Source organism: Actinomadura chokoriensis, from assembly GCF_041463665.1.
Lineage (GTDB): Bacteria > Actinomycetota > Actinomycetes > Streptosporangiales > Streptosporangiaceae > Spirillospora > Spirillospora chokoriensis_A.
Map to the genome: position 1 here is coordinate 25140 of NZ_JAXCEJ010000008.1, position 24840 is coordinate 49979.

Annotated in this window: 24 protein-coding genes, 1 tRNA gene and 1 pseudogene; 12 read left to right on the forward strand and 14 right to left on the reverse strand. The window is 71.7% G+C overall.

Going from position 1 to position 24840, the window contains the following annotated elements:
- The first annotated feature begins 140 nt into the window (after nucleotides 1-140).
- Nucleotides 141-1589, forward strand: coding sequence for a serine/threonine-protein kinase (locus tag SM418_RS15125; RefSeq protein WP_371941535.1), 1449 nt, complete (start codon nucleotides 141-143; stop codon nucleotides 1587-1589).
- On the opposite strand, the gene SM418_RS15130 is transcribed toward SM418_RS15125, so the two are convergent.
- From SM418_RS15130 to SM418_RS15155, 6 genes are read right to left on the reverse strand one after another with little or no spacing between them, the layout of a single operon-like run.
- The gene (locus SM418_RS15130) at nucleotides 1582-2163 is read right to left on the reverse strand and encodes an alkaline shock response membrane anchor protein AmaP (RefSeq protein ID WP_371941534.1); all 582 of its coding nucleotides are present in this window, start codon (nucleotides 2161-2163) and stop codon (nucleotides 1582-1584) included. The genes SM418_RS15125 and SM418_RS15130 overlap by 8 nt on opposite strands.
- A complete protein-coding gene (locus SM418_RS15135) occupies nucleotides 2160-2768 on the reverse strand; it encodes a DUF6286 domain-containing protein (RefSeq protein WP_371941533.1) in 609 nt (202 codons plus the stop codon). The genes SM418_RS15130 and SM418_RS15135 overlap by 4 nt, the downstream gene beginning before the upstream one ends.
- Nucleotides 2765-3118 carry an Asp23/Gls24 family envelope stress response protein gene (locus SM418_RS15140; RefSeq protein ID WP_371941532.1) on the reverse strand — a complete coding sequence of 118 codons (354 nt, stop codon included), beginning with the start codon at nucleotides 3116-3118 and terminating at the stop codon, nucleotides 2765-2767. Before SM418_RS15140 ends, SM418_RS15135 begins: the two co-directional genes overlap by 4 nt.
- The gene (locus SM418_RS15145; protein WP_371941531.1) at nucleotides 3115-3306 is read right to left on the reverse strand and encodes a hypothetical protein; all 192 of its coding nucleotides are present in this window, start codon (nucleotides 3304-3306) and stop codon (nucleotides 3115-3117) included. The genes SM418_RS15140 and SM418_RS15145 overlap by 4 nt, the downstream gene beginning before the upstream one ends.
- A gap of 18 nt (nucleotides 3307-3324) precedes the next feature.
- Complete coding sequence (locus SM418_RS15150; protein ID WP_371941530.1) at nucleotides 3325-3834, reverse strand: hypothetical protein; 510 nt, start codon at nucleotides 3832-3834, stop codon at nucleotides 3325-3327.
- Entirely contained in the window at nucleotides 3831-4310 is a 480-nt protein-coding gene (locus SM418_RS15155) for an Asp23/Gls24 family envelope stress response protein (RefSeq protein WP_371941529.1), read from the reverse strand. Before SM418_RS15155 ends, SM418_RS15150 begins: the two co-directional genes overlap by 4 nt.
- 261 nt (nucleotides 4311-4571) lie before the next feature.
- Between SM418_RS15155 and SM418_RS15160 the strand changes: the two genes are divergently transcribed.
- The 4 genes from SM418_RS15160 to SM418_RS15175 all read left to right on the forward strand — a co-directional run bounded on the left by SM418_RS15160 (nucleotide 4572) and on the right by SM418_RS15175 (nucleotide 8209).
- Complete coding sequence (locus SM418_RS15160; protein ID WP_371941528.1) at nucleotides 4572-5348, forward strand: TetR/AcrR family transcriptional regulator; 777 nt, start codon at nucleotides 4572-4574, stop codon at nucleotides 5346-5348.
- Nucleotides 5345-5479, forward strand: coding sequence for a hypothetical protein (locus SM418_RS15165; RefSeq protein WP_371941526.1), 135 nt, complete (start codon nucleotides 5345-5347; stop codon nucleotides 5477-5479). The genes SM418_RS15160 and SM418_RS15165 overlap by 4 nt, the downstream gene beginning before the upstream one ends.
- A 66-nt stretch (nucleotides 5480-5545) precedes the next feature.
- Nucleotides 5546-6484, forward strand: coding sequence for an ABC transporter ATP-binding protein (locus SM418_RS15170; RefSeq protein WP_371941524.1), 939 nt, complete (start codon nucleotides 5546-5548; stop codon nucleotides 6482-6484).
- An 81-nt stretch (nucleotides 6485-6565) separates the two neighbouring features.
- On the forward strand, nucleotides 6566-8209 hold the full coding sequence (locus SM418_RS15175) for an ABC transporter permease (RefSeq protein WP_371941522.1): 1644 nt from the start codon (nucleotides 6566-6568) through the stop codon (nucleotides 8207-8209).
- A gap of 198 nt (nucleotides 8210-8407) precedes the next feature.
- On the opposite strand, the gene zwf is transcribed toward SM418_RS15175, so the two are convergent.
- On the reverse strand, nucleotides 8408-9778 hold the full coding sequence (zwf, locus tag SM418_RS15180) for a glucose-6-phosphate dehydrogenase (RefSeq protein ID WP_371941520.1): 1371 nt from the start codon (nucleotides 9776-9778) through the stop codon (nucleotides 8408-8410).
- A gap of 536 nt (nucleotides 9779-10314) precedes the next feature.
- Nucleotides 10315-11244, reverse strand: a complete 930-nt coding sequence (locus SM418_RS15185) for an AraC family transcriptional regulator (protein WP_371941518.1) — start codon at nucleotides 11242-11244, stop codon at nucleotides 10315-10317.
- 122 nt (nucleotides 11245-11366) lie between these two features.
- Between SM418_RS15185 and SM418_RS15190 the strand changes: the two genes are divergently transcribed.
- Complete coding sequence (locus SM418_RS15190) at nucleotides 11367-12119, forward strand: class I SAM-dependent methyltransferase (RefSeq protein ID WP_371941516.1); 753 nt, start codon at nucleotides 11367-11369, stop codon at nucleotides 12117-12119.
- A gap of 415 nt (nucleotides 12120-12534) precedes the next feature.
- On the opposite strand, the gene SM418_RS15195 is transcribed toward SM418_RS15190, so the two are convergent.
- A tRNA-Arg gene (locus SM418_RS15195) sits at nucleotides 12535-12611 on the reverse strand.
- A 131-nt stretch (nucleotides 12612-12742) separates the two neighbouring features.
- On the opposite strand from SM418_RS15195, the gene SM418_RS15200 reads away from it, so the two are divergent.
- From SM418_RS15200 to SM418_RS15215, 4 genes and pseudogenes are all read left to right on the forward strand, one after another.
- Nucleotides 12743-13525, forward strand: coding sequence for a phosphotransferase (locus tag SM418_RS15200; protein WP_371941514.1), 783 nt, complete (start codon nucleotides 12743-12745; stop codon nucleotides 13523-13525).
- Nucleotides 13500-14405, forward strand: coding sequence for a cobalamin biosynthesis protein (locus SM418_RS15205; RefSeq protein ID WP_371941512.1), 906 nt, complete (start codon nucleotides 13500-13502; stop codon nucleotides 14403-14405). Before SM418_RS15200 ends, SM418_RS15205 begins: the two co-directional genes overlap by 26 nt.
- A pseudogene (locus SM418_RS15210) lies at nucleotides 14402-15951 on the forward strand (cobyric acid synthase). The gene SM418_RS15205 and the pseudogene SM418_RS15210 overlap by 4 nt, the downstream one beginning before the upstream one ends.
- 38 nt (nucleotides 15952-15989) lie before the next feature.
- Nucleotides 15990-16616, forward strand: coding sequence for a DUF1444 domain-containing protein (locus SM418_RS15215; protein ID WP_371941510.1), 627 nt, complete (start codon nucleotides 15990-15992; stop codon nucleotides 16614-16616).
- 51 nt (nucleotides 16617-16667) lie between these two features.
- On the opposite strand, the gene SM418_RS15220 is transcribed toward SM418_RS15215, so the two are convergent.
- The gene (locus tag SM418_RS15220; protein WP_371966075.1) at nucleotides 16668-16853 is read right to left on the reverse strand and encodes a hypothetical protein; all 186 of its coding nucleotides are present in this window, start codon (nucleotides 16851-16853) and stop codon (nucleotides 16668-16670) included.
- 188 nt (nucleotides 16854-17041) lie between these two features.
- Here SM418_RS15220 and SM418_RS15225 point away from each other — a divergent pair, with 188 nt between their 5' ends.
- The gene (locus tag SM418_RS15225; RefSeq protein ID WP_371941506.1) at nucleotides 17042-17680 is read left to right on the forward strand and encodes a LysE family translocator; all 639 of its coding nucleotides are present in this window, start codon (nucleotides 17042-17044) and stop codon (nucleotides 17678-17680) included.
- Between the two features lie 13 nt (nucleotides 17681-17693).
- Here SM418_RS15225 and SM418_RS15230 read toward each other — a convergent pair whose 3' ends face one another.
- The gene (locus SM418_RS15230) at nucleotides 17694-19451 is read right to left on the reverse strand and encodes a serine/threonine-protein kinase (protein ID WP_371941504.1); all 1758 of its coding nucleotides are present in this window, start codon (nucleotides 19449-19451) and stop codon (nucleotides 17694-17696) included.
- A 137-nt stretch (nucleotides 19452-19588) separates the two neighbouring features.
- Between SM418_RS15230 and SM418_RS15235 the strand changes: the two genes are divergently transcribed.
- Entirely contained in the window at nucleotides 19589-20551 is a 963-nt protein-coding gene (locus tag SM418_RS15235; protein WP_371941502.1) for an alpha/beta hydrolase, read from the forward strand.
- A 3-nt stretch (nucleotides 20552-20554) separates the two neighbouring features.
- On the opposite strand, the gene SM418_RS15240 is transcribed toward SM418_RS15235, so the two are convergent.
- The 3 genes from SM418_RS15240 to SM418_RS15250 form a co-directional block, all read right to left on the reverse strand.
- Nucleotides 20555-22336 carry a serine/threonine-protein kinase gene (locus SM418_RS15240; RefSeq protein ID WP_371941500.1) on the reverse strand — a complete coding sequence of 594 codons (1782 nt, stop codon included), beginning with the start codon at nucleotides 22334-22336 and terminating at the stop codon, nucleotides 20555-20557.
- A gap of 121 nt (nucleotides 22337-22457) precedes the next feature.
- Nucleotides 22458-23789, reverse strand: coding sequence for a DUF4389 domain-containing protein (locus SM418_RS15245; RefSeq protein WP_371941498.1), 1332 nt, complete (start codon nucleotides 23787-23789; stop codon nucleotides 22458-22460).
- A 70-nt stretch (nucleotides 23790-23859) separates the two neighbouring features.
- Nucleotides 23860-24822, reverse strand: coding sequence for a quinone oxidoreductase family protein (locus SM418_RS15250; protein WP_371941496.1), 963 nt, complete (start codon nucleotides 24820-24822; stop codon nucleotides 23860-23862).
- Nucleotides 24823-24840: the final 18 nt, after the last annotated feature.

Genomic DNA, 24840 nt, shown 5'->3' on the forward strand with positions numbered 1-24840 from the left:
CAGTTTTTGATCTTGTCAATGGCCGACCTCAGTGACAAATCGCTCAGTCGGTCACAGCCTGCGGCGGCGGTCGCTTGCCGGCGGGCCGCCTGGCCGATGCTCAAAAGAACATTTGCGTTCGCATGGGATAGGGTCGCCCCGTGGCGAGAGGGGACCTGATCGTCGGCCGGTACCGGCTCGATGAGGAGATCGGCCGGGGCGGGATGGGGATCGTGTGGAAGGCGCACGACGAGTCCCTGGAACGCCAGGTGGCGATGAAGCGGCTGAGGATCCCCGATGACCTGGCCGAGGAGGATCGGGACGGCCTCAAAGGCCGGTTCCTGCGGGAGGCCCGCGCCGCCGCGAGGCTGGACCACCCTTCGATCATCAACGTCCATGACGTCATCGAGGACGACGACGGCCCGTGGATCGTCATGCAGCACGTCCGGGGCCGCTCCCTGGAGCAGATCGTCCGCACTGACGGACCGCTGCCCGTCGCCCGGGCCGCCCAGATCGGGCTCGCCTTGCTGGGCGCGCTGGACAGCGCACACGGCGCGGGCATCCTGCACCGCGACGTCAAGCCCGCCAACATTCTGATCGCCGATGACGGGCGCGTCGTCCTCACCGACTTCGGGATCGCGGCGGTGTCCAACGCCACCACCTACACCAGGACCGGCGGTTTCGTCGGAACGCCCGTGTTCATGGCTCCCGAGCGGTTCCGGACGGGCACGGCGGGCCCGGCCTCGGATCTGTGGTCGCTGGGGGCGACTCTTTACATGGCGGTGGAGGGCCATCCGCCGTTTCAGGCCGATGAACTGGAAGTCCTGATCGGCCGGCTCCTCATGGGAGACGACCCCGTCTTCGTCCGATCCGGTGCGCTGGAGCCGGTTCTCAGAGGACTCCTGGACCGAGACCCCGGCAAGCGCTGGGACTCGCGGCACGCCGCACAAGGGCTGAAGGCCGTCCAGGACGGACAGACTCCGACCAAGCCGCTGGCGCGAAGGGCAGCACCCAGGAAACCTGGGAAAGGCGTGCTGGTCATGGCGGGCCTACTCGCCCTCCTCATCCCCGCCGGTATCGGGGTGAGCATCCCTTTGCTGAGGTCGTCCTCCGCGGACTCGGAGGGCAAGTTCAAGTCCGTCCCGGATGCTTGCGCCGTCGTCAGGAACGGTCCCGTCCTCAAGGAACTCATGTCCGACCCCGAAGAGGATGCAGAGCCTCTCGACTGGAGCCCCTACCGAGACCATTACGACGCCGACGCCTGCACGTGGACCAACGTCGTCAGCCGCGACGAAGCGTCCCTGATCGTCGACGGCAGGCTCGCGATCCGGGCCAGCCTTCCCCAGAGATCGGCGGTGGCCGACCTGCTGCACTGGACCAAGGTTCCCGGCCTTGGAGATGCCGCGGTCCGGCGATCGGAGGTCCAGAACGACGGATACGGCGACGACCACCGCGAGATGGTCATCTTCACCCTGCGGAACGCCGAGATAGGCGTTTACCTCAGCGAGGATCCCGACAACCGCACGGACGCCGAACGGCGGACGTGGGTCCTCCAGATCGCCGAAATCATCGAAAGGGCGCTCAAGGAGAGGCTCGACCACCTCAGATGACGGTCGCGGCCCGCTCTCCCGATGTCAGCCGCAGCCGCACCACGGTGGGGATCGACTCGCGCTCCAGCGCGGCGCAGAGTCGCGGGACGGCATCGTCCTGGATGCGGCGCCGCAGTTCGGCGGGGTCGGCGTCCTGCCCGTAGGCGATGCTCAGCCGCAGTCCGGCCCCCTTGGACGAGCCGATCAGCAGGGCCCGCGCCCGGCGCACGCCCGGGTACTCGCCGATCTCGGCTTCCAGCGCGTCCGTGATGGCCTTGGCCTCGACCCGCGTCTCGCCGGGCTCGTCGTCCGGCTCCAGAGAGAGGCCCTGCAACCGGCTCGAACGCAGCTGCGTGAGCATCCACGCCAGTCCCAGCAGCGCCAGGACGACGGCCACCGCGGCGACGGCCGGCCAGAACCAGGCGTGGTCGTCGGCGAAGCGGCGCGCCTGCCCGGTGAGCACGGGCGCGGAGGCCCGTCCGTCGCCGAAGGCGCCCACGCCGCGTGCGAGGCCGGCGCCACCTGCGGCGGCGAGGATGACGCCGAGGAGGAGCAGGCCGGTGCGGTTGATGCGCGCGTGAGGGCGGTCCATCATGGCTCCCGGTGTTTCATCCGTACCTGCACGGTGCGGGCGGGTACCGGCCCGAGCCGGTCGAGCCGATCGCGCACGGCCTCGGTGACCTCGGCGTCCAGACCCGCGGGCTCGCGAACGGGGGTCTCCGCGACCACCCGCACCCGCCGACGGCCCAGCCGGACTCTCCGGACATCGGACACTCCCGGCGCTCCACCGGCCGCGGCCGCGACGGTGCGCTTGAGTCCCCGCTTGCTCACGCCCATCAGCAGGCTCGGATCCTGCCCGTGCAGAGGGACGATCCGGGATTTGCCCGGCAGCACGGCGGCCAGCACGAAGCAGACCCCGATCAGCGCCAGGGCAGCGAAGATCGCGAGGACGTACCAGCTGTCCCAGTGCGCGTCCCGTACCCACCCGTAGGGAAAGACGTGGGCCGGGTGGCCCAGTGCCGTCGAGATGACCTCGATCGCCGTCAGCACGCCGGCGGCCGTCATCAACAGCGCACCGGCAAGGGCCGGCCGCACCCGGCGCGAACGGAACGTGCGCCTGGCCGCCCGATCGGCCTTTCGCGCGTCGGTCGCCTCTGAGTCCGGCTCCTTGGCGACCCGTGCACCGGCCTGGGCGGTCACAGCACGGTCCTCTCACCCGCGGTGGGAAGTCCCAGTTCGGCCACCTCGACGTCCACCTGCTGGACGGTGAGACCGGTCAACTCCGTCACCCGCTCGCGCACTCGCCGGCGCACCTGGCGGGCGACCGCGCGGACCGGCATCGGGTAGGTCACCGACAGGCCCACCTTGGCCGTGACGATCTCCCCGTTCACCCGCACCTCCGTGCGCGTCGAACGCCGCCCCGGGATCGGCACGCCTGCGACGGTCCGGCCGAGCCCGCCGGATTCCTCGACGTCCTGCGCCGCCTCGGCGACGATGCGCGCGACGGTCCGTTCACTGATCGTCGTCCTGCCCCGCTCGGCGTTCGTCATCGCGGCCGCCGTCTCGTGCGGTCCGTCGAGAAGATCTGCCCGAGATCGACACTGCCCTCGATGACACGGCCGACCACGTAGCCGAGCGCGCCGAGGAACAGGACGAGGAAGAACGGGCCGACGCCGCCGAACGCCCCCGCGAACCCCAGTGCCAGCCCGAAGATCAGGCCGATCACGGGCCACGGCACTCTCACATCCATTCCCGATCACCCTCTCGGCTCTGCGCGTCCCTCACCGCCGTCGGCCACGTTCCCGATCAGGACGTCCACCGTCCGCCGGCCGGCCAGCGGGCGTACCAGACGCCGTACATCCTCGGCGATCTCGGCGAAGGGCCGTCCGTACCGGACGACCACCCCCACCTCGACGACCGTGTCGTGCACTGCGACCCCCGGGTAAGGAGGCCCGGCGCGGTAGGTCTCGATCCACCCGCGCGGACCGGCCGTCAGCCCCAGCACGTCGGGGCACCTCATGGCCATTTCACCGACCCGCTCCGCGAGTTCGGCGAGTGGCTGCCGACCGCCGGGCGCCGCGCTCGGCCGGGCGGCCGCCGTGCCGGTTCCGCCGAGCGGTCTCCCGCCTGACCGGACCTCCGGACGCCCCGCTCCCGCGGCGAACTCGGGTTCACCCGGCGCCTTCGCGCCGGTCGGATCCGGTCCACCGGACGGGACGGACGGAGGCTGGTGGGACGCGCCCACCACGTCGGTCCAGGAGATCATCGAACTCGGGACTCCTCGGGCCGCGCCTCCGGCTCTTCGCCGTCCACATGGACGTCGTCCACGGTGATGTTCACCTCGACGACCTCCAGGCCGCACATGTGCTCGATCTCGTTGACGACGTTGGTGCGCACGGCGGTGGCCAGGTCCGGGATGGACAGCCCGTACTCCACGACGAGATCGATGTCGACGGCCGCCTGACGCTCACCGACCTGCACGGCCACGCCCTGCGTGCTGTCTGCCGTCATGCCCGGCAGGCGCTCGCGAACCGACCCGATCGTCCGGGACATGCCCGCGCCCATCTCGTACACGCCGCCGACCTGCCGGGCGGCCATCGTGGCGATCTTCGCCACGACGTCGTCGGCGATCCTGGTGCTGCCGCCGGGCGTGACGAGTTCGCTCGACCCGCCGTCCGCGCCCCTCTTGCGCCTCGTCCCGACCGCACCGTGCTCGGCTCCTCGCCTGTCGTCCTGACTCACGATGCCTCCCTGCCATGCGTCGGCTGACCTGCGCCAATGATGCTCACGGAGCGTTACTCAAAACAGCCATACAGTCAAAGAGTGGGTCAACGTCGGTATAAGACGTCATAACCCTGCTGGGGGCGGTGGCTGTGGCGCACTTCCGGAAGGTACGAACTCCCGTTTCGGATGGCCCAGGGCTTGCCTCGGCGTCCGGCTGGGTATACATGTGTATTGGAAGCTGAACAGTTGTATTGGATTCATGCGGGGGAGGGCCGAGGGGTGGCCACGGACGAGGATCTGACGGCCAGGGCGCGCATCCGCGATGCGGCGCTCGCCCTGTTCGCCGAGCACGGCGTCAAGGGCACGACGATCCGCGGGGTGGCCGAGGCCGCGGGCGTCTCCCCCGGCCTCGTCCAGCACCACTTCGGCTCCAAGGAAGGGCTGCGCCAGGCCTGCGACGAGTACGCCATCGAGGCCCTGGCGAGCAACAAGAGGAAGGCACTGGAGGGCGGGATGGGCGATCCCGGCTTCCTCGCGATCGCCATGCGCACCGGGGTCCCGATCCAGCGCTACCTGGCCCGCGCCCTGGTGGACGGTTCCCCGGCCGCCGCCAAGTTCTTCGACGAGGCCGTGACGCTCAGCGAGGAGATGCTGGCCGAACCCATGCCCGGTCTCAAGAAGGCCACCACCGACGATCTGCCCGCCTACTCCTCGGTCATGGTCGCGATGGTGATGGGGGTGGTGGTGCTGCACGACCACCTGACCCGCCGGCTCGGCGTCGAGCCGCTGTCGGTGGAGGGCTATCCGAGGGTCGCCCGGGCGATGTTCGACATCCTCGCCGACGACCTGCTCGACCCCGAGCTGGTCCAGAATGCCCGGACGTCGATCGACCGGCTGCCGTCCGAGACGCGCAGGCTCCAGGCGGAGGGCGCGGAGCAGGCCAGGACGGAGAACGGCCCGGACGGCCCGGACGAGCAGGACGGCCCGAACGAGCAGGACGGGCCGAACGAGCAGGACGGGCCGAACGCGCCGCCGGAGAGCGGACCGATCCGATGAACGGTCACGGCCCCCGCATCTCCACCACGAACGCGGCGGTGCGCAAGGCCGACCCGGACCCGCCGGCGCCGTTCCGCGCCCTCTTCCCACCCGGCACGCGGCCGGACGACCGTCCCCTCCCGCCTCGCTGAACGGCGGGTCTCCAGGGGCAGGCCGCCGCATGCCCTCAGACCGACCCCCAAGACGAGGTGTTCACCATGGCTGCCCCGGCGCACAACGCCCCCATCTCCGTATCCGGCCTGGTCAAGACGTTCGGCCGGACCCGCGCCCTGGACGGGCTCGACCTGACCGTCCGCACTGGCGAGGTGCACGGCTTCCTCGGCCCCAATGGCGCGGGCAAGTCCACCGCCATCCGCGTCCTGCTGGGCCTGCTGCGGGCTGACGCCGGCACCGTCCGGCTGCTCGGGGGCGATCCCTGGCGGGACGCGACCGAGCTGCACCGCCGGCTCGCCTACGTTCCCGGCGATGTCACGCTGTGGCCGAACCTGTCCGGCGGCGAGGTCATCGACCTGCTCGGCCGGATGCGCGGCGGCCTGGACCCGCACCGCAAGGCCGACCTGCTCGACCGCTTCGAGCTCGACCCGAAGAAGAAGGGCCGGGCCTACTCCAAGGGCAACCGGCAGAAGGTCGGGCTGGTCGCCGCGCTGGCCTCCGACGCCGAGCTGCTCATCCTGGACGAGCCCACCTCCGGCCTCGACCCCCTCATGGAGGAGGTCTTCCAGGAGTGCATTCGCGAGGAGCGCGGCGACGGGCGCACCGTGCTGCTGTCCAGCCACATCCTGTCCGAGGTCGAGGCGCTCTGCGACCGCGTGACCATCATCCGCAACGGCCGCGCGGTCGAGTCCGGCACCCTCGACGAGCTGCGCCACCTGACCCGCACCTCCATCGACGCCGAGCTGGCCGGCCCGCCCAACGGGCTGTCCGACCTGCCGTTCGTCCACGGCCTTGAGACGGACGGCAACCGGGTCCGCTTCGAGGTCGACACTGGCCGGCTCGACGAGGTGCTTCGGCGACTCACCGAGTCCGGCGTCCGCAGCCTGGTCAGCCGCCCGCCGACGCTCGAGCAACTGTTCCTGCGCCACTACCAGGACGTGCTTCCCGCGCGGAGCCCGGAGAAGGCGAAGGCCGAGCGATGACCCGATGACCGCCGCACCGGGGACCGACGACAACCCGCCTCCCTGGCGTTGCACGCGCCAGAACCGGACGGAGAAGGACCAGTGACCACTACCAGTACACGAGAGCATCCCTCGAACAAGGAGACACGGCCCCGATCCGCGGCGGGGGCCACCGCCGGCACGCGCACGCTGCTGCGCTTTCTGCTGCGCCGCGAGCGGTTCGCGCTGCCCTGGTGGCTGCTCGGCATCGTGTTCCTGTTCGGCTACCAGTCCGTGGGCAGCCAGAGCCTGTACGACACTCCGCAAGACCTGGCGAACCTGCGCCGGACGATGGGCGGCAACGCGGCGGTCGTCGCGATGAGCGGGCCGACCGAGCTGATCGAGAGCATCGGCGGCGAGGTCCTCTTCGAGATCCTCGCCTTCGTGGCGATCGTGGTCGCGCTGATGAACATGTTCCTGGTCGGCCGGCACACCCGGACCGAGGAGGAGACCGGCCGGGCCGAGCTGATCCGGTCGGCGCGGATCGGGCGGCGTGCCCCGGTAGCCGCCGCGCTGTACCTGGCGTTGCTGGTCAACGTCATCGTGGGCGTCCTGCTGTTCGTCACCGGTCTGGCGACGGGGCTCCCGGCAGATGGATCGCTGCTGGTGGGCGCCGCCATGACGGCGTACGGGCTGCTCTTCGCCGCGCTGACGGCCGCCGCGGTCCAGGTCTTCGAGGGCGTCCGGGCCGCTTACGGGATCGTCACGGCGACGCTCGGCGCCGCGTTCGTGCTGCGCGCCATCGGGGACGTCGGGGACGGGACGCTGTCATGGGCCTCTCCGATCGGCTGGGCCCAGCGCACCTTCCCCTACTCGCAGAACCGGTGGTGGCCGCTGCTGTTCCCGCTGCTGGCCGCCGCGGTGCTCGCCGCGGTCGCGTTCGCGCTGCTGGAACGGCGCGACTTCGCCGCCGGGCTGCTGCCCGCCCGCGCCGGTCGGGCCGCCGCGTCCCGGACCCTCGGCACGCCCGCCGGGCTGGCCTGGCGGCTGCAGCGGTGGATGCTCGTCGCCTGGGCCGCCGGGGTGCTGCTGATGGGCCTGGCCTTCGGCTCGATGGTGGAGACCATGGAGGAGTTCGCCGCCGACAACCCGGAGATCGCCGACGTGCTCGGCGGCGGCGCGAACATCATCGACTCGTTCCTGGCCCTCGCCTTCGTGATCAACGGTCTGCTGGCCGCGGCGTTCGGGGTCATCAGCACGCTGCGGCTGCGCGCCGAGGAGACGTCCGGACGGGCCGAGCCCGTCTTCGCGACCGGCGTCAGCCGGTGGTCCTGGCTGTTCGGCAACCTCACCGTGCCGCTGGGCGGGACGGCGGTGATGATGGTCGCGACCGGGCTCGGGACCGGGCTCGGGTACGCGCTGGCGGTCTCCGACTTCGGTGAGGTACCACGCATGACGGCGATGGCGCTCGCCTACCTGCCGGCGGTCTGGCTGTTCGTCGGCCTCGCGGTGCTGTGCCTGGGCTGGCTTCCCCGGATCGCCGCCGTCGCGGCCTGGGTCCTGGTCGGTTACAGCACGTTCATGGCGATGTTCGCCGACGCGGTCGAGCTGCCTGGCTGGACCGCGAAGGTGTCCCCGCTGGAGAACGCTCCCCAGGTTCCCATGGACGCCTTCACCGCCGCCCCGGTGCTCGTCCTCGCGGCGGTGGCCGTGGCACTCCTGGCCGGCGGCTATCTGGGCCTGCGGCGCCGCGATCTCGGCTACTGACCGGTGGAGACGGCCGCCGGCGGGTCGCACTTTACGGTATGGCGGTCGCGGTAGTCGCCGGGATCGGCGGCCACGTTGTCCCTGCGAAAATTTGTCTTGACTGGGCGCGGGTGAGGGAGGCGGTCTTGCAACTTTTCTGCATCGTCGCTGTCGCCACCCCCGGGCCCATGTCCGGGCCCATGTCCGGGCCCGTGCGCATCAGCCGAAGGTCGTGGAGATTTCGTGCCAGCCGCCGGGAACGAAGTTGGTGGCTGCGTCCGGCCCCCAGGTTCCTTTGGCGTAGGGGAGGGGCCGGGCGGGGAGGTCGAGAACGGGCTGGATGATGCGCCAGGATTCTTCGGCCAGGTCGAAGCGGACGAAGCGGCGGGGGTCGCCGGTCATCGCGTCGGTGAGGATGCGCTGGTAGGCCGCTTCCATCGGGCCCAGGACCTTGGTGAAGTCCACGCTGAGCGGGACTTGCCGGGTGCTGCCGCGCCCGGGGACCTTGGCGAGCAGCTCGAATGTGACCCCCGCATCGGGCTGGATGCGGAAGCGGATCAGATTGGGCGCTGGGGCGCCGTCGAAGAAGCTGATGGGCGGGGTGCGGAGTTGGGCGACCACTTCCAGGTCGGTGGTGCCCAGTGCCTTACCGGAGCGGATGTAGAACGGGACGTCGGCCCAGCGCCAGTTGTTGATGCGCAGGCGCAGCGCAGCGTAGGTCTCGGTGGTCGAACCTTCACGGACGCCTTCGGTGGCGAGGTAGCCGTCGTACTGGCCGCGGAGGACATCGCCGGGCGCGACGGCCTCGACGGCGCGCAGCACCCGCCACTTCTCGTCGATGAAAGCGCGTGCGTCGGTCGACGGCGGCGTGTCCATGGCCAGGAGCGCGAGGATCTGCAGAAGGTGGTTCTGGACGACATCGCGGATCGTGCCGTTGGCGTCGTAGAACGAGCCACGGTCGGCGACGTCGAAGTCCTCGGCCATCGTGATCTGCACGTTGTCGACGTAGTGACGGTTCCAGATCGGCTCCAGGAGCATGTTCTCGAACCGGAACATCAGCAGGTCCTCGATCGGCTCCTTGCCGAGGAAGTGGTCGACGCGCCTGAGATGGTCCTCGTCGAAGAACTTCAGCAACTCGGCGTTCAACGCCCGCGCCGACTCCAGGTCCTTCCCGAATGGTTTTTCGACGACCATCCGGGCGTTCCTGTTCAGGTCGACCTTGGCCAGGCCCTCGGCGACCGTCGCGAACAGCGAAGGAGGAACCGCAAGATAGTGGGTGAGGAATCCCGCGCCGCCGACCTCGCTGCGGATCGCATCGAAGGTGGCGCCGTCGGTGTAATCGCCCGCGACGAGCCGGAGGTTCCCGGCGAACTTCTCGAACGCCGCGTCGTCCACCTTGTCGTGCTTGGCCTTGCAGGCCTCACGGGCCCGACTTCGCAGCGCGGCCAGGTCGAGGTCGGTCTTGGCGACCCCCACGATCGGCTGGTCAAGCACCCCGTCCGCCGTCAGTTGGTACAACGCCGGCAGAAGCATCTTGTACGCAAGATTCCCGGTGATCCCGAACAGGACCATCGCGTCGGCTCGCTCCATCGCCGGCCACCTCTCCTCGGCTCACAGCTTGCCGCTTCGGCCATCCGAAGAACAAGCGTCCCCGCGGGTTGCATAGCGCTCGGCCACGGTCAAAAGGTGTCGCCTCGTCTCCATCGACCCCGGTTCGCGTGTCGTTCCGGCCGTGCGACCTCACCCTGACCGTGCTCACCGAGGCGGACGGTCTGGTAGATGGTCTCGTGGCAGACATGCCACTCGGGCCGGGCAGGGTAGGCGATGCGCAGCCAGGCCGCTATCCGCTGCGGGTGGAGTGATGCCGAGTTCCCTGCCGTGACCATTGAAGCCGCCGAGCGACCGTTCGCGGTTCATCGCGCAGTTCGCCACGACCGGCGATCTCGCCAGTGCGGCATCATCGAGCAGCCCCGTCACCCCGGCATTGTGGCCCCATCGCCGCACGAGGAGCGGCACGACCGCCGTCCGCCCCGATGTTCGGTTCGGTCGGCTGTGCTCGGTGTCGCGCCGGCGCGTCCGCACCGAGACGTCCTGCGTGCAAGCCGGCTCGGCGGCACGGGTCGTCGTCAGGGCCGGGCTCGTTCGGCGCGGCGCCATCGCTCCGGGGTGACGCCGTAGCGGTTGCGGAAGCGGCGGACGAGGTAGGCGGCGTCGCGCAGGCCGGTCCGGGCCGCCACGGCGTCGAGCGGCAGGTCCGTCTCGCGCAGCATCCGCCGGACCTCGATCATGCGCCGCTCGGTGATCCATTCGAGGAGGGGGCGGCCGGTGCGCTTGCGGACGAGCGTCGTGAGGTGGCCGGGGGTGTAGCCGAGGGCGCGGGCGACGTCCGCGGCGGAGACCGGTTCGCGGAACGTCGCCTCGATCTCGGCGAAGACCTGCTCGACGAGCGGGTCGGGGGCGCCCGGGGCGGAGGGGGCCAGCCTTGCGGCTGCGACCAGGAGCCGGGTCAGCGTGGCGGCGATGGCCTCGCGGGCCCCGAGGCGGCTCGGGTCGGCGAGTTCCTCCGCCAGGTCCGCCAGCAGCGACGACCAGGCCGCCCGGTCGGGTTCGGCGACCCGCTCGTGTCCCGCGGCGAACAGGGCGAGGAGGGGGTGGTGCGTCCGGGCCAGCGGGGAGACCGAGGCCAGGGCGGGGACGGCGTCCGCAGTGAACGCGACCGCCCACGCGCGGGTGCGGGCGAGCTCGGTGAAGGCCGTGACGCCGATGACCTGGCCGGGCGACACGGCATGGACCTCGCCTGCGCGCAGCAGCCGCTCGGCCCCGTCGATGGTCACCGAGCCGGCGCCCTCCTCGACGTAGACCAGGACGAGGAAGTCGTGGGCGTGCCGGTGGTCCGGCGGCAGGTCGGCGTGGGCGCCCGCGGAGTCGAAACGGGTCACCGAGACCGGGGGCAGCCCGGGGCGCTGCTGGTAGCGGTAGACGGGCGTCCCGTCGACTCGTATCGTGCGCAGCCTCGACGGAGGGCCCGGTGAGGTCTCGACCGAAGAATGTCCCACGGCCCCCAACGTATGTCCTGCTGCGCGGCCGCGGAATGTCCAAGACTCGGAGGTGACGGCGCCACGTCCGTCACGGGCCCGTCGACGGTCGGGCCCGCCACGAACGCGCGAAGGGGCGATCCATGGACGTACGCATCCTCGACCACCGAACCCCGCAGGAGCGGGACCGCTCGTTCCTGCCGGGTACGGGCAAGACCTGGCTCCTCCCGTTCTATGACCTCTTCTCCAGGGCGGTCGGCGTCCGCGCGCTGCACGAGCGCGCGGCCGCGCTCGCCAGCGTCGAGCCCGGCCAGACGGTGGCCGACGTCGGCTGCGGCACCGGCAACCTGACGTTCGCCGTTCTCGCGGCCCAGCCGCAAGCGCGGCTGACCGGTCTGGACCCCGACCCGGACGCCCTGCGCAAGGCCGCGCGCAAGGCGCGCCGCCGCGGCCTCGAACTCACCCTCGTCCGGGGCTTCGCCGACCGGATCCCCGCCGAGGACGGCTCGCTCGACCATGTGGTCTCGTCGCTGGCCCTGCACCACATCGACGAGGAGGGCCGGAGCGGGTTCGCACGGGAGGCGATGCGCGCCCTCCGGCCGGGAGGGCAGGTCACCATCGCCGACTTCAGCGGTCCCTCGTCCGATGCCGAGGACGCCGGCCACTCGGCGCACGGCCATGGCCGCGGCGGCGGTCACGGACGCGGCGGCGGCCACGCACGCCCGCACCTGCGCCTCAGGAGGTCCCGCCCGGCGCACGTCGTGGACGTGGCCAGCGGCCACGGCGAGGGGATCGTCACGCTGCTCACCGAGGCCGGGTTCGACGACGCCCGGGCGGTCGGGGAGGCCGACATGAGGTTCGGCCGGATCACCTTCGTGCGGGCGACCCGTCCCTGACCCGGGGCGGGCGCGCACCGCCGGCCGCCGTCGACGTCGGGCGGCCACCGGGCTCACCCCTTCGCGGCGGCCGAGCCGTCGGTGCCCAGCGAGATCGGCACCTGGTGGGTGGCCTTGCGCGCGGTGGCCATTGCCGTGCTCGGGGTCGGCCTCCAGGTCCTCCCAGAACGCCCGCCCGAACAGGTCCTCGTACGCGGGCCGCCCGGTGCGCACGACCTGGAGCAGCCGGCCCAGCGCCACGTCCGAACGCCCCAGCCCGCCCTCACTGTCCAGCCGAGGGGTCATGCCCCCGTTGCGCTGCCCGGTCAGCAGCAGGCGGGACAGTTCGGGGATCGCGAACACCCCCGGCTCCGGCTGCCCGGCATGTCGGGCGCAATTTTTGGATCTTGGCGACGGCAAAATCGCAGTTCAGGGGTGGCGCGCCCGGCAGGATTCGAACCCGCGACCGTCGGATTAGAAGTCCGATGCTCTGTCCAGCTGAGCTACGGGCGCCCGGCGCCCGGCGGGACGCCGGGACACAGTGTAAGGGTGCGGGTCGTTCAGCTCCACATCTATAGCACCGGTACCACGGGAGAGTGGGGGCGACGGGGTTGTTCGAGGATCTATCTTGGGGTGCTGTGGCAGTGGACTTTGAGGTGCCGCTCTCCGGTGGGGACGTGTCGGAGGGCGTGGTGCGGGTCGGGGAGACGGTGCGGAGGCCGGTGGGGGCGCACAGTCCGGCTGTGCACGGGGTGTTGCGGCACCTGGAGGCGGTGGGGTTCGACGGAGCGCCGCGGGTGCTGGGGGTCGATGAGCGGGGGCGGGAGGTGCTCAGCTGGGTGCCCGGGGTGGTGCCGCATCGGCCGTTGGCGGCGTATGTGGTTTCGGAGGACGCGCTTCGGGGCGTCGGGCGGCTGTTGCGGCGGTATCACGACGCGGTGGCGTCGTACGGTGTGCCGAAGGCGGCTTGGGACGCAGAGACCTCCAATCTGGACGGGGAACCCGAAGTCATCGGGCACTGTGATGTCACGCCGGAGAATGTGGTTTTTCAAGGTGGCCGGCCGAAGGCTCTGATCGATTTCGATCTGGCGCGGCCTACCACGCGGTTGTTCGATGTCGTCACGGCCTTGCGGCATTGGGGTCCTATCGCGGATCCGGCCGATCGGGACGCGTTGCTTTACCGGGCTGATGTCGGGCGCAGGATCAGGGTGTTCTGTGACGCCTATGGGTTGGAGCGTGAGTTGCGGCGGGATGTCCTGCCGACGGCTCGGGTGAGGTTCGAGCGGTCTTATCGGGCGATGCGGGCGAGAGCTGAGCGTGGTGGGGGATGGGCGCGGATCTGGGACGGCGGCGCCGGACCGAGGATCCGGCGGGCGCAGGACTGGTTGGAGAGGCATTGGGATGAGCTCGACGCGCGGCTCTGCTGAGGGGCTCGTGCTGGGTGTCGTCCTCGATGCCTTTCTGGGGGATCCCCGGCGGTGGCATCCGGTCGCGGGTTTCGGACGTGCGGCCTCGGCCGTCGAGCGTCGTGTTTATGGGGACTCTCGGTGGCGTGGGGCCGTCTACGCCGGGGTGCTCGTCGGTGCGGCGGGTGCGGCCGGGGTCGTGGTCGAGCGGGCCAGCCGGCGGTTGGGGGTGCATGCTCTCGCCACTGCCGGGGTCACGTGGGCGGTGCTCGGCGGGACGTCGCTGGGGCGCGAGGGGCTCGTCATGGCCCGCCTGTTGGAGCGGGAGGATTTGGACGCGGCCAGGGAACGGCTCTCTCATCTGTGCGCGCGGGATCCCAGGGGATTGGACGCGCGCGGGTTGAGCAGGGCCGTTGTGGAATCGGTCGCGGAGAACACCTCGGACGCCTCGGTGGCTCCTTTGGTGTGGGGAGCGGTCGCGGGCATTCCGGGGCTGTTGATGTATCGGGCCGTCAACACGCTGGATGCGATGGTCGGGTATCGGAGTCCGAGGTACGAGCGGTTCGGGTGGGCGGCGGCTCGGCTGGACGACGTCGCCAATTGGGTTCCGGCCAGGGTGACCGGTGGATTGGTCGTGCTGTGCGGCGGGTCCGAGGCTTGGCGGGTTCTGCGGCGGGACGGGAAGGAGCATCCGAGTCCCAATGCCGGACGGGTCGAGGCGGCGTTCGCCGGGGCGCTCGGTGTGCGGCTGGGCGGTGTCAACGCCTATGGGGGGCGTGTCGAACGGCGTCCCGAAATGGGGGACGGCAGGGCGCCCGAGGTGAAGGACATCAGGCGGGCCGTCCGGCTTTCGGCGGCGGTGACGTTCGCGGCGGCGGCCGTCATAGGCGTGTTGCGGTGAGCGGCCTGCTGGTGGCGGGGACGACGTCGGATGCCGGGAAGAGCGTCGTCACTGCGGGGTTGTGCAGGTGGCTGGCCAGGCGAGGGGTGAAGGTCGCGCCGTTCAAGGCCCAGAACATGTCGCTGAACTCGATGGTGACGATTGATGGGGCGGAGATCGGGCGGGCGCAGTACATGCAGGCCCAGGCCGCGGGGGTGGAGCCGCGGGCCGCGATGAATCCGGTGCTGCTGAAGCCGGGGAGCGATCGGCGCAGTCAGGTCGTGGTGATGGGACGGCCTGTGGCGGAGGTCGACGCGCTGCAATACGGGCGGCATAAGGAATGGCTCAAGGGTGTGGTGCTGGACGGCCTCGCCGAGTTGCGGGCCGAGTACGACGTCGTGGTGTGCGAGGGCGCGGGGAGCCCGGACGAGATCAATCTGCGGGCCGGCGACATCGTGAACATGGGGCTGGCGCGGGCGGCCGATCTGCCGGTCGTGGTCGTCGGCGATATCGACCGGGGCGGTGTCTTCGCGTCGCTGTACGGAACGGTCGCCCTGCTGGACGAAGAGGATCAGGCCCTCGTCGTCGGGTTCGTCATCAATAAGTTCCGCGGTGCGTACGAGTTGCTGGAGCCGGGGCTTGAGCAGCTCGAAATCCTCACGGGGCGGCCGACGCTGGGTGTGCTGCCGTGGAAGCTGGGCCTGTATCTCGACTCCGAGGACACCCTGGCATTGGACGTGCCCAGGCCCGATGCGCGAGCCGCCCAGGGGAAGGAGATGCTGCGGATAGCCGTCGTCAGGTTCCCGCGCATCTCGAATTTCACGGACATGGACGCTCTGGCGTGCGAGCCGGGCGTCATCGTCCGGTATGCGGCGAGCGTCGGCGATCTGGCCGAGGCCGATCTCGTCGTCCTGCCGGGGACCAGGGCCACGGTGAGCGATCTGGAATGGCTGCGTGACAGGGGAATGGCCGAGGAGATCCGGAAGCGGGCCAAGGAAGGGCAGCCTGTGCTCGGCATCTGCGGCGGCTACCAGATGCTCGCCGAAGAGATCGTGGACGACGTCGAGTCCAAGACCGGAACGACGCGGGGCCTCGATCTCCTGCCGGCGAGGGTCCGATTCGGCGAGGAGAAGACCCTCGGACGGCCCACCGGACGTGCTTACGGCCACGATGTCCATGCGTATGAGATCCACCACGGGTCATGACGGCAGAAGGAGAACCTTTCCTGGACGGCTGCCGGAAAGGCGCCGTCTGGGGGACGACCTGGCACGGCGCCATGGAGAACGACGGTTTCAGAAGGGCTTTCCTCGAAGACGTGGCCCGGCATGCCCGAAGGGATTTCACAGCCGCCCCCGACGTGTCGTTCGCGGAATTGAGGGAGGAGACCCTGGACGCGCTCGGCGACCTCGTCGAGGAGCACCTGGACACCGACGCCGTGTGGCGGATCATCGAGAACGGCGCGCCGGGCGGCCTGCCCGTCGTCCCGCCCGGCGGCGCTCCCGAACCCCGGAGCGCTCCGGAACCGCCCGGAGACGCTCCGGAACCGCCCCGCGCGGCGGTAAGGTGATCCACTCAGACCGCACCAGGTGCCAGGAGGAACGTCCCGTGACCGACCCGCGGTCCAGTCTGATCGTCCCGCTGATGAAGGCGCGGGTGCCGGCGGAGGTCCAGCTGGAGTTCCCGCTGCCCGCGGACGAGGAGCCGGTCCGCGACCCGTTCGCGGGCGACCTGTACGCCACGTACGCGCTGGAGATCGCCGACGAGGGCGCCCCGTCCGGCCGCCGCTACGAGCACGTGGCGCGCCGGCACTGCGCCGAGCTGGGCATCGCGCCGGCCGAGCTGCGCCGCCGCGCGGTGATCAACCTGCGCGACCTGCGCCCCGAGCTGAGCCTCAGCTGGTACCCGGACGTCCGCGCCGTGACGGTGTCGCTCGGCGGGACGGCCGGGCGCGGCACCCTGGAGTCGGGCCTGCTGCTCGACGAGGGGTTCCTGGAGAAGCTGGCGCAGGACGTGGAGGGCGACCTCGTGGTGGCGGCTCCCGCGCGGGACGTGTTCGTGGCGTCCGGGACCGGCCATCCCGACGGCGTCGACAAGCTGCGCTGGGCGGTCACCCAGGTGTGGGCCGAGGACCGCGACAACGCCGACCCCACGTGGGACGTCCCGGCGGGGAGCCTGCTCACGCACAACCTGATGGTGCGCCGAGGCGGCGTCTGGGACATCCTGCCCGCCTGAACCCGTTCGAACCCGAACCCGTTCGAACCCGAACCCGAACCCGCCTGAAGGTCACGACAGCCGCTTGAACTCGGGCCACAGCCGCGTCCACGCGGCGCGCTGCCCGCGGCAGACCCATACCGGTTTGCCCTGTTCCTGGTTGTCGAGGCCGACGGCGTTGTCGATGCGCGCCACCGGACGCACGTCCGACCAGAACCGCCGTAGCCCGGCGCCCTCGGCGACGGTGTCCGGGCCCACCACGATGGTGGGGCCGCCCGTGTCCGGCGGATGTCCGAAGTACCAGTAGCCGCTGTGCCCGCTGTACGCGCGCGGCAGGCCGAGCCGGCCCCGGACAACCGGCGGCCCTGATCAGGCCCGGCGAGCCGCAAGCCGACGGCGTGGATATTCAATGGGAGATATCGGGAATCCTGCGTAATGTTCCGCCCATGGTGTCGTTGCATCAACTGCTGGCGTTCTCGGTGATGGCGCTCGCGATCATTCTCATTCCCGGGCCGTCCGTGCTGTTCGTCGTCGGACGGGCGCTGGCGCACGGCCGCCGGACGGCGCTCGCCGGGGTCCTCGGCGGTGTCCTCGCCGCGCTCGTGCTGACCGTCGCCGTCGCCGTCGGCATCGGGTCGATCGTGGAACGTTCCGCGGTCGTGTTCACCGTGCTGAAGATCGTGGGCGCGGTCTACATCGCCTACCTCGGCGTGCAGGCCATCCGGCACCGGCGCTCGCTCCAGGAGGCGATCGGCGCGGACGAGACCGGCCGATCGGGCAGCCGCGCGCTCGTCCAGGGATTCATCGTCGGCATCACGAACCCGAAGACCACGGTGTTCTTCGCGGCCGTCCTGCCGCAGTTCGTCGAGCGCGAGCACGGCAACGCGGCCCTGCAGATGATGGTCTTCGGCGCGGTGTTCGCGGTCATCGCGCTGCTCTGCGACAGCGTGTGGGGGATCGCCGCCGGGACCGCCCGCGACTGGTTCGCCAACTCGCCGCGCCGGCTCGCGGCGATCGGCGGCACCGGCGGCCTGATGATGATCGGCCTCGGCGTCACCGTCGCGGCGACCGGTCGCAAGGACTGACGCCCGGCCCGGTTCAGACCGAGCAGAGGGAGAAGTTGTCGAAGGTCGCCCGCTGCTCCAGGGACGGGTCACCGGCGCGGGCGACGATCAGGCCGCTCTGCCCTGGCTTCCCGAAAGAGTCGGGGTGCTCTTCGTCGGTGGCGTTCGCCACGGGCTCGCCGTTGACCCACAAGCCCAGCCGCATGCCGAAAGTGTCGGGCCGGCAGGCCGCCTGGACGCGGTTGTCGCCGTCCTTGCGGAAACCGGAGACGAAACCCGTCTGGACTTCCTCCAACCTGTCGGGCGCCATCCAGACGATGCGGGCCTGGCCGTTGCCCCGGACCAGGAACGCGTACCCCGTGCCCTCCTCGCTGCGGCAGAACACCCCGGCCTCCGCGTCGGCGCCACCGGGCCGGACCTTGACCTCCATGAGCTGCGAGTCGGGGAAGCCCCGGACGGGGGCGGCCACGATCGTGTGGCTCAGCGAGGGGACGAGCCGGATCTCGTAGACCCGGTCCCGGTACGCCCCGTCCCCGGACTTCGGCCAGCCCGAGTCCTCGTCGCTGAACTTGTCGTCGAAGACCTCGTCCTCGGTGTCCGGGGGCCGCTCGCCGAGGTCCGCGGCCGTCGTGGTGCCGTCGTCGCCGTGCCCTCCGCCTTCGCCGGGAGGGCCGCTCAGCCCGATCAGCGCGGAGATGCCGACGACGGCCGCGATCGCGGCGACGACGATCCCGTGGTTGCGGTAGGGGCGCCGCGCCTTCGCCGCCGGGGCGGAGGACGGCGGGACGGGAGCCGGCGGGACGGGAGGCGGCGCCGCGCCCACCGGCTGCGTGGGCGGGACGGAGGCGTGGACGGTCGGCCGCTCCCGCGAAGACGAAGGCTGAGCCGAAGACGAAGGCGAAGACGGCCGGGGTGGAGGCGGCGGCTGTCGCGTGGACGGCGCCGCCCCGGCCAGCGGAAGTGTGAGCGGTGTCCCGGGAGGAGTGTCTTCGCCGGTCAGCGCCTGGATGAGCTGCTTGACCGCCGGACGTCCGGCAGGGTCCTTCGCCAGCGCCCGCGCCACGAGGTCGTGCAGGGCGGGGTCGAGCCCGTCGAGGTCGGGTTCGGCCGACGTCACCCGGTTGATGATCTCCGGGAGCGTCTCGCCGGCGAACGGGACGCGGCCCGTGCCCGCGTAGGCGACGACGCAGCCCCAGGAGAACACGTCCGCGGCGGGGGTGGTCTCCTCGCCGTGCATCAGCTCCGGCGCGACGTAGGCGGGCGTCCCGATGAACTGGCCGGTCCTGGTCGGCCCGTCCGGGGTGTCGAGCGCCCGCGCGATACCGAAGTCGATCACGCGCGGCCCGGTCGGGGACAGCAGCACGTTGGACGGCTTGAGATCGCGGTGCACGATCCCGGCGCCGTGGACCGCGCTCAGCGCGGTCGCGATGTTGACCGCGAGCGCCTCCAGGTCGCCGCCGCGCAGCGGCCCGCTCGCCTTGACGGCCTCGTCGAGGGAGGGGCCCGCGACGTACTCGGTCACCACGTACAGCGGGTCGCCGTCGAGGCGTGCGTCCAGCACCGCCGCGGTGCAGAACCGCCGGACCTGCCGCGCGGCCGTGACCTCGCGGCGGAACCGGTCGTGGAACGCCTCGTCGTCGGCCAGCTCCGCGTTGATGACCTTGACCGCGACCCGCCGTCCCGCGCCGTCCTCGCCGAGGAAGACGGTGCCCATGCCGCCCCGGCCGAGCCGTCCGGTGAGCCGGTACGGGCCGAGCAGCCGGGGGTCGCGGTCACGAAGGGGGGCCTGCATGGAGCTTCTCCCGGGGGCCGGAGGTAGGTGCACTCGGTCTTTCGGACGTCCGGACGGGGCGCATCCGTTCCATTGCGCGGGCACCGGCTGTTCCGCCCGTACGCTGAGACCCTGCGAAAGGGTTCCTGGGAGGAAGCGTGGACGTGACGGACGACGTGCTCGGCCCCGGCTACGAGGCGATCGAGCTGCCGATGGGCCGGGACGCCGAGGGCGACGTCGTGGCGACGCTCGTGCGGCGGCGCGGCGCCGGCGCCGACCCGTCCCGCCGGGCGGTGCTGTACCTGCACGGGTTCGTCGACTACTTCTTCCAGCGGCACCTGGCCGACTTCTACGTCGACCTCGGCTTCGACTTCTACGCGCTGGACCTTCGCAAGTACGGGCGGTCGCTGCGCCCGCACCAGACGCCGAACTACATCGAGAGCCTCTCGGACTACTTCCCGGAGATCGGCGAGGCCGTCCGGATCGTCCGGGACGTGGACGGTCACGACACGCTCCTGCTGAACGGCCACTCCACCGGCGGCCTGATCGCCGCGCTCTGGGCCGACCGGGTGAAGGGAAAGGGCCTCGTGGACGGCCTCTTCCTCAACAGCCCGTTCCTGGAGCTGGCCGAGCCGCTCGTCATGCGCAAGGCCGGGGCGGGGCTGGCGCGGGCGCTGCGCTCCCGGTTCCCGAAGGCGAAGCTGCCGGCGGGCGTGTCCGAGCGGTACCCGCGCAGCATCCACCGCGAGCACGAGGGCGAGTGGGACTTCGACCTCGCCTGGAAGCCGCTCATCGGGTTCCCGGTGCGGGCGGCGTGGCTCGCGGCCGTCCGCCGCGGGCAGCTCCGCCTGCACAAGGGGCTGGACGTCGACGTGCCGGTCCTCGTCATGGCGTCGGCGCGCAGCGTCCGCCCGACCCGCAAGGTGCTGGACGTGACGGGCGCCGACGCCGTCCTGGACGTCGAGCACATGGCCCGGTACGCGCCCCGGATCGGGCGGCACGTCACGCTCGTCCGGATCGAGGGGGGCCTGCACGACCTGGTGCTGTCCGCCGAGCCCGCCCGGACGCTGGTGTTCGAGGAGCTGACCCGCTGGACGAACGGCTACCTGCCGGGCCGCTGACGCCTAATCGCGGATCTTCGACATGTCGAAGTCGTCGAAGTCGGCGACGATCTGCTGGGCGGCGTTGCCGCCCCGCTCGACATGGAGCCCGACCCAGCCGTTGGGGAGCGGCTGGTCGGTGTCGGTCTCGTCGATGACCTGCTCGCCGTTCACCCAGAGCCGGAGCCTGACCTTCGGGCCGTCCTTCTCCTGTCCCGCGCAGGCGACCTGCACCTTGTTCGGCCCCTTGGAGTCGAAGCCGGGGACGGAGTCGGGGCTCGCGAGGTCCTTCGTGCCGGCGTCCCCGTTGAACTTGCGGAGCACCGCGCCCTTGCCGTCGTGGCGGACGAGGAACACGTACTGCCTCTTGGCGTCCTCGTTCGCCCGGCAGATCAGGCCGAACGTGCCGTCTTCGGGGCCCTGTTCGACCGACACCGTGACGGTCGCGAGCATCGGGTCGGGGAAGTCCTCGGCCTTGTCCTTCGGCACGTAGCGCGTGACCGCTCCGGTCATGTCGGCGGTCTGCATCCGGTACTTGCCGTTCGCGTACGTGTAGGTCTTGTTGTAGTCGTCGCCCCAGCCGGAGTCGGCGTTGGAGAACGCGTCGCTGAACGCGGTCGCGAGGTTGTCGGGCGGGCCGTCCGGGCGCAGGGCGGTGAGGGCGATGGCGACGAGCAGCACCACCGCGACGACGGCCGCGCCCCCGATGAGCAGCGCGCGGCGGGGAAGCCCGCCGCCCGGACGGGGGCCGGGGCGCGCGTCGCGGCGGGTGGCGTCGGCGCCGTACACGTTGTTCGGCTGCGCCGCCGGGCCTGCCGCCGGGGCGGACGGCTGCGCGGCCGCCCCGGCGGGCACCCCGCCCGGCACCCCGCCCGGCGTCGCGCCGGGCACCCCGCCCGGCGTCGCGCCGGCGGGTCCGGTGCCGGGCTGGTGCCAGCCCGCCTGGACGGTCTCGGCGAGCGTCGCCGGGTCCGTCGTCCCGTTGCCGACGAGCCGTCCGAGCACGTCCTGGACGGACGGCCGGCGCCGCGGGTCCTTGTCGAGGGCGGCGGCGACCACGTCCCGCAGGCCGGGGTCGAGCCCGTCGAGCTTCGGCTCCTCGTGCACGACGCGGTAGAAGATCTCCGGGACGGTGTTGCCCGCGAACGGCGCGGCCCCCGTCCCCGCGTAGGCGACGACGCAGCCCCACGAGAACACGTCGGACGCCGAGGACACCTGCTCCCCGCGCAGCAGTTCGGGCGGCAGGTAGTTCGGCGTCCCGACGAACTGGCCGGTGCGGGTCGGCCCGTCGGAGGCGTCGAGGGCGCGGGCGATGCCGAAGTCGATGACGCGGGGCCCGGTGGACGACAGCAGCACGTTCGCGGGCTTGAGGTCGCGGTGCACGATCCCGGCGCCGTGGATGGCGGCGAGCGCGGTGGCGACGCCGACGGCGAGGCTCTCCAGGTCGGAGCCGGGCAGCGGGCCGCGTTCGGCGACGGCCCGTTCCAGGCTCGGGCCCTCGATGTACTCGGTCACGACGTACAGCGGGTCGCGGTCGAGTTCGGCGTCGATCACCGGGGCGGTGCAGAACCGGCGGACCTGCCGGGCCGCCGTCACCTCGCGCCGGAACCGCTCCCGGAACGCGCCCTCCCCGGCCAGCTCCCGGTTGATCACCTTCACCGCGACGCGCCGCCCGGCGGAGTCCTCGCCGAGGTAGACCGTCCCCATGCCGCCCCGGCCGAGCCGTCCGATCAGCCGGTAGGGGCCGAGCTCCTTGGGGTCCTCGGGGCGCAGGGCCTCACCGTTCTCTCCTGCGTGCGTGGTCATCGTGATCCTGAAGGGGGAGTCGGGGGAGTGTTTCGTAGTACCCTAGCGGCCCGCCGTCACTCGTCGAGGGAAGCTTGGTCTTCTGGACGGCGCTGGACGGCGGTGGGCGGGGCTCGTCCGGTCAGCGGGTCCGGCGCGCACGCGGAAGAGTGCGGAACGGCGGGAGTTTCTCGCCGGTGAGCCCGAACGCGTAGGCCACGACGCGGCTCGACCAGCGCTGGCAGCCGACGACCAGCCCGTACAGCGGGCGCGGGTAGCGGCCGGTGAAGGGGATCACCAGCCAGCTGAGCACCATCAGGACCACGAGCAGCGCGTACATGACCAGCATCACGGCCAGGTGGGGGATGACGAGCAGGCCCCTCAGCAGGGTGAACCAGCGCCTCGGGCCCCGCCACGCGTCCGGGAACGGCAGGTCGACGGTGACGGTCCGCTCGCCGTCCGGCTCCGGTTCCCGCGCGGGCGCGGGCACCGGCATGGGCAACGGCCGCGCGGCCTCCGCGCCGTCCCGGACGGATCCGGTCGCCGGCGCGGGCTCGGAGGCGGGTTCGGAAACCGGCTCCGGGGCCTGTCCCGGGGCGGGAGCCGGCTCCCGCCACGACATCGAGATCGTCTCGGCGGCGCGCTCCGGGTCGGCCCTCTCCTGCCCGACGAGCCGGGTGAGCAGCTGCCGCGCGGTCGGACGGGCCCCGGGGTCCTTGCTGAGCGCGGCGGCGACGACCTCGCGCAGGCGCGGGTCGAGGCCGGCGAGGTCGGGCTCCTCGTGGCCGATGCGGTGGAAGGTCTCCGCGACCGTCCCGCCCTGGAACGGGGGACGTCCCGTCCCGGCGTAGGCGACGACGCAGCCCCACGCGAACACGTCCGACGCCTGCCCGACCGGGGCGCCCCGCAGCACCTCGGGCGCGATGTAGGACGGCGTCCCGACGAACTGGCCGGTTCGGGTCGGCCCGTCGGGTGTGTCGAGGGCGCGGGCGATGCCGAAGTCGATGACGCGGGGCCCGGTGGACGACAGCAGCACGTTCGCGGGCTTGAGGTCGCGGTGCACGATCCCGGCGCCGTGGATGGCGGCGAGCGCGGTGGCGACGCCGACCGCGATGCCCTCCAGGTCGGAGCCGGGCAGCGGCCCCTTCTCCCGGACGGCCTTCTCCAGGCTCGGCCCGTCGATGTACTCGGTGACGATGTAGGGCGGGTCCTGGTCGAGTTCGGCGTCCAGGACGGGCGCGGTGCAGAACCGGTGGACGCGGCGCGCCGCGGTCACCTCGCGCCGGAACCGGGCGAGGAACGCCGGCTCCCCGGCGAGGTCCCGGTTGACGACCTTCACCGCGACCCGCCGCCCGTCGGGCTCGGCGCCCAGGTAGACGGTGCCCATGCCGCCGCGCCCGAGCCGCCCGAGCAGGCGGTAGGGGCCGAGGACGCGGGGCTCGTCCTGGTCCAGGGGTCCGGCGGTCGTCGTCATGGGCGGCGGGCTCCTCGGATGATCGTCTTTCGGCCCACCCTAAGGGGAGCCGGGGAGCCCGGCTGGACGGTCAGGGAATCAGCAGGAGCTTGCCGGTGCTGCGCCGCGCCTCCAGATCGGCGTGCGCGGCGCGGGCCTCCGCGAGGTCGTAGCGCCGCCCGACATGCACCTTCACATCGCCCGACGCCACCCAGCCGTAGACGTCGGCGGCGCGCTCCAGCAGTTCCTCGCGCCGCTCCACGTAGTGGGCGAGGGTCGGCCTGGTCAGGTACACCGAGCCGGCCTGGTTGAGACGCTGCGGATCGAACGGCGGCACCGCGCCCCCGGCCGCCCCGTACAGCGCCAGGACGCCGCGGCGCCGCAGGCTCGCCAGGCTCCCGTCGAACGTGGGCGCCCCGACGCCGTCGTACACGGCGGCGACGCCTTCGCCGCCGGTCAGCTCCCTGACCCGGTCGGCGAAACCGTCGTACCCCATCGTGACGTCAGCGCCCGCGTCCTTGGCGAGCTTCTCCTTCTCCGGGGTGGACGCCGTGCCGATGACGCGGGCGCCGAGCGCCTTGGCCGTCTGGGTGAGCAGCAGCCCCATCCCGCCCGCCGCCGCGTGGACGAGCACGGTGTCGCCCGCCTGGATCGGATACGTCGACCGGGTCAGGTAGTGCGCGGTCATGCCCTGCAGCAGCGCGGCCGCCGCGTCCTCCAGCCCGACGCCGTCCGGCACCGGAACGACCCTCTCCGCCGGGACGACGGCCTTCTCCGCGTAGGCGCCCTGCACGTTGGCCCAGGCGACACGGTCGCCCGCCGAGAACCCGCGGACCCCGTCGCCGACCGCCGCGACCGTCCCCGCCGCCTCCACACCCGGCGTGTACGGAAGCTCCTGCGCGTACGCGCCCTTCCGGTAGTACACGTCGATGAAGTTGACGCCGGCCGCCGCCACGTCGATCAGCACCTCGCCGGGGCCCGGTTCGGGGGCGGGGCGCTCCGCCGGCTCCAGGACCTCGGGTCCGCCGTTCTCGGTGATGACGATCGCGCGCATGTGTCCTCCTGGTCGGTG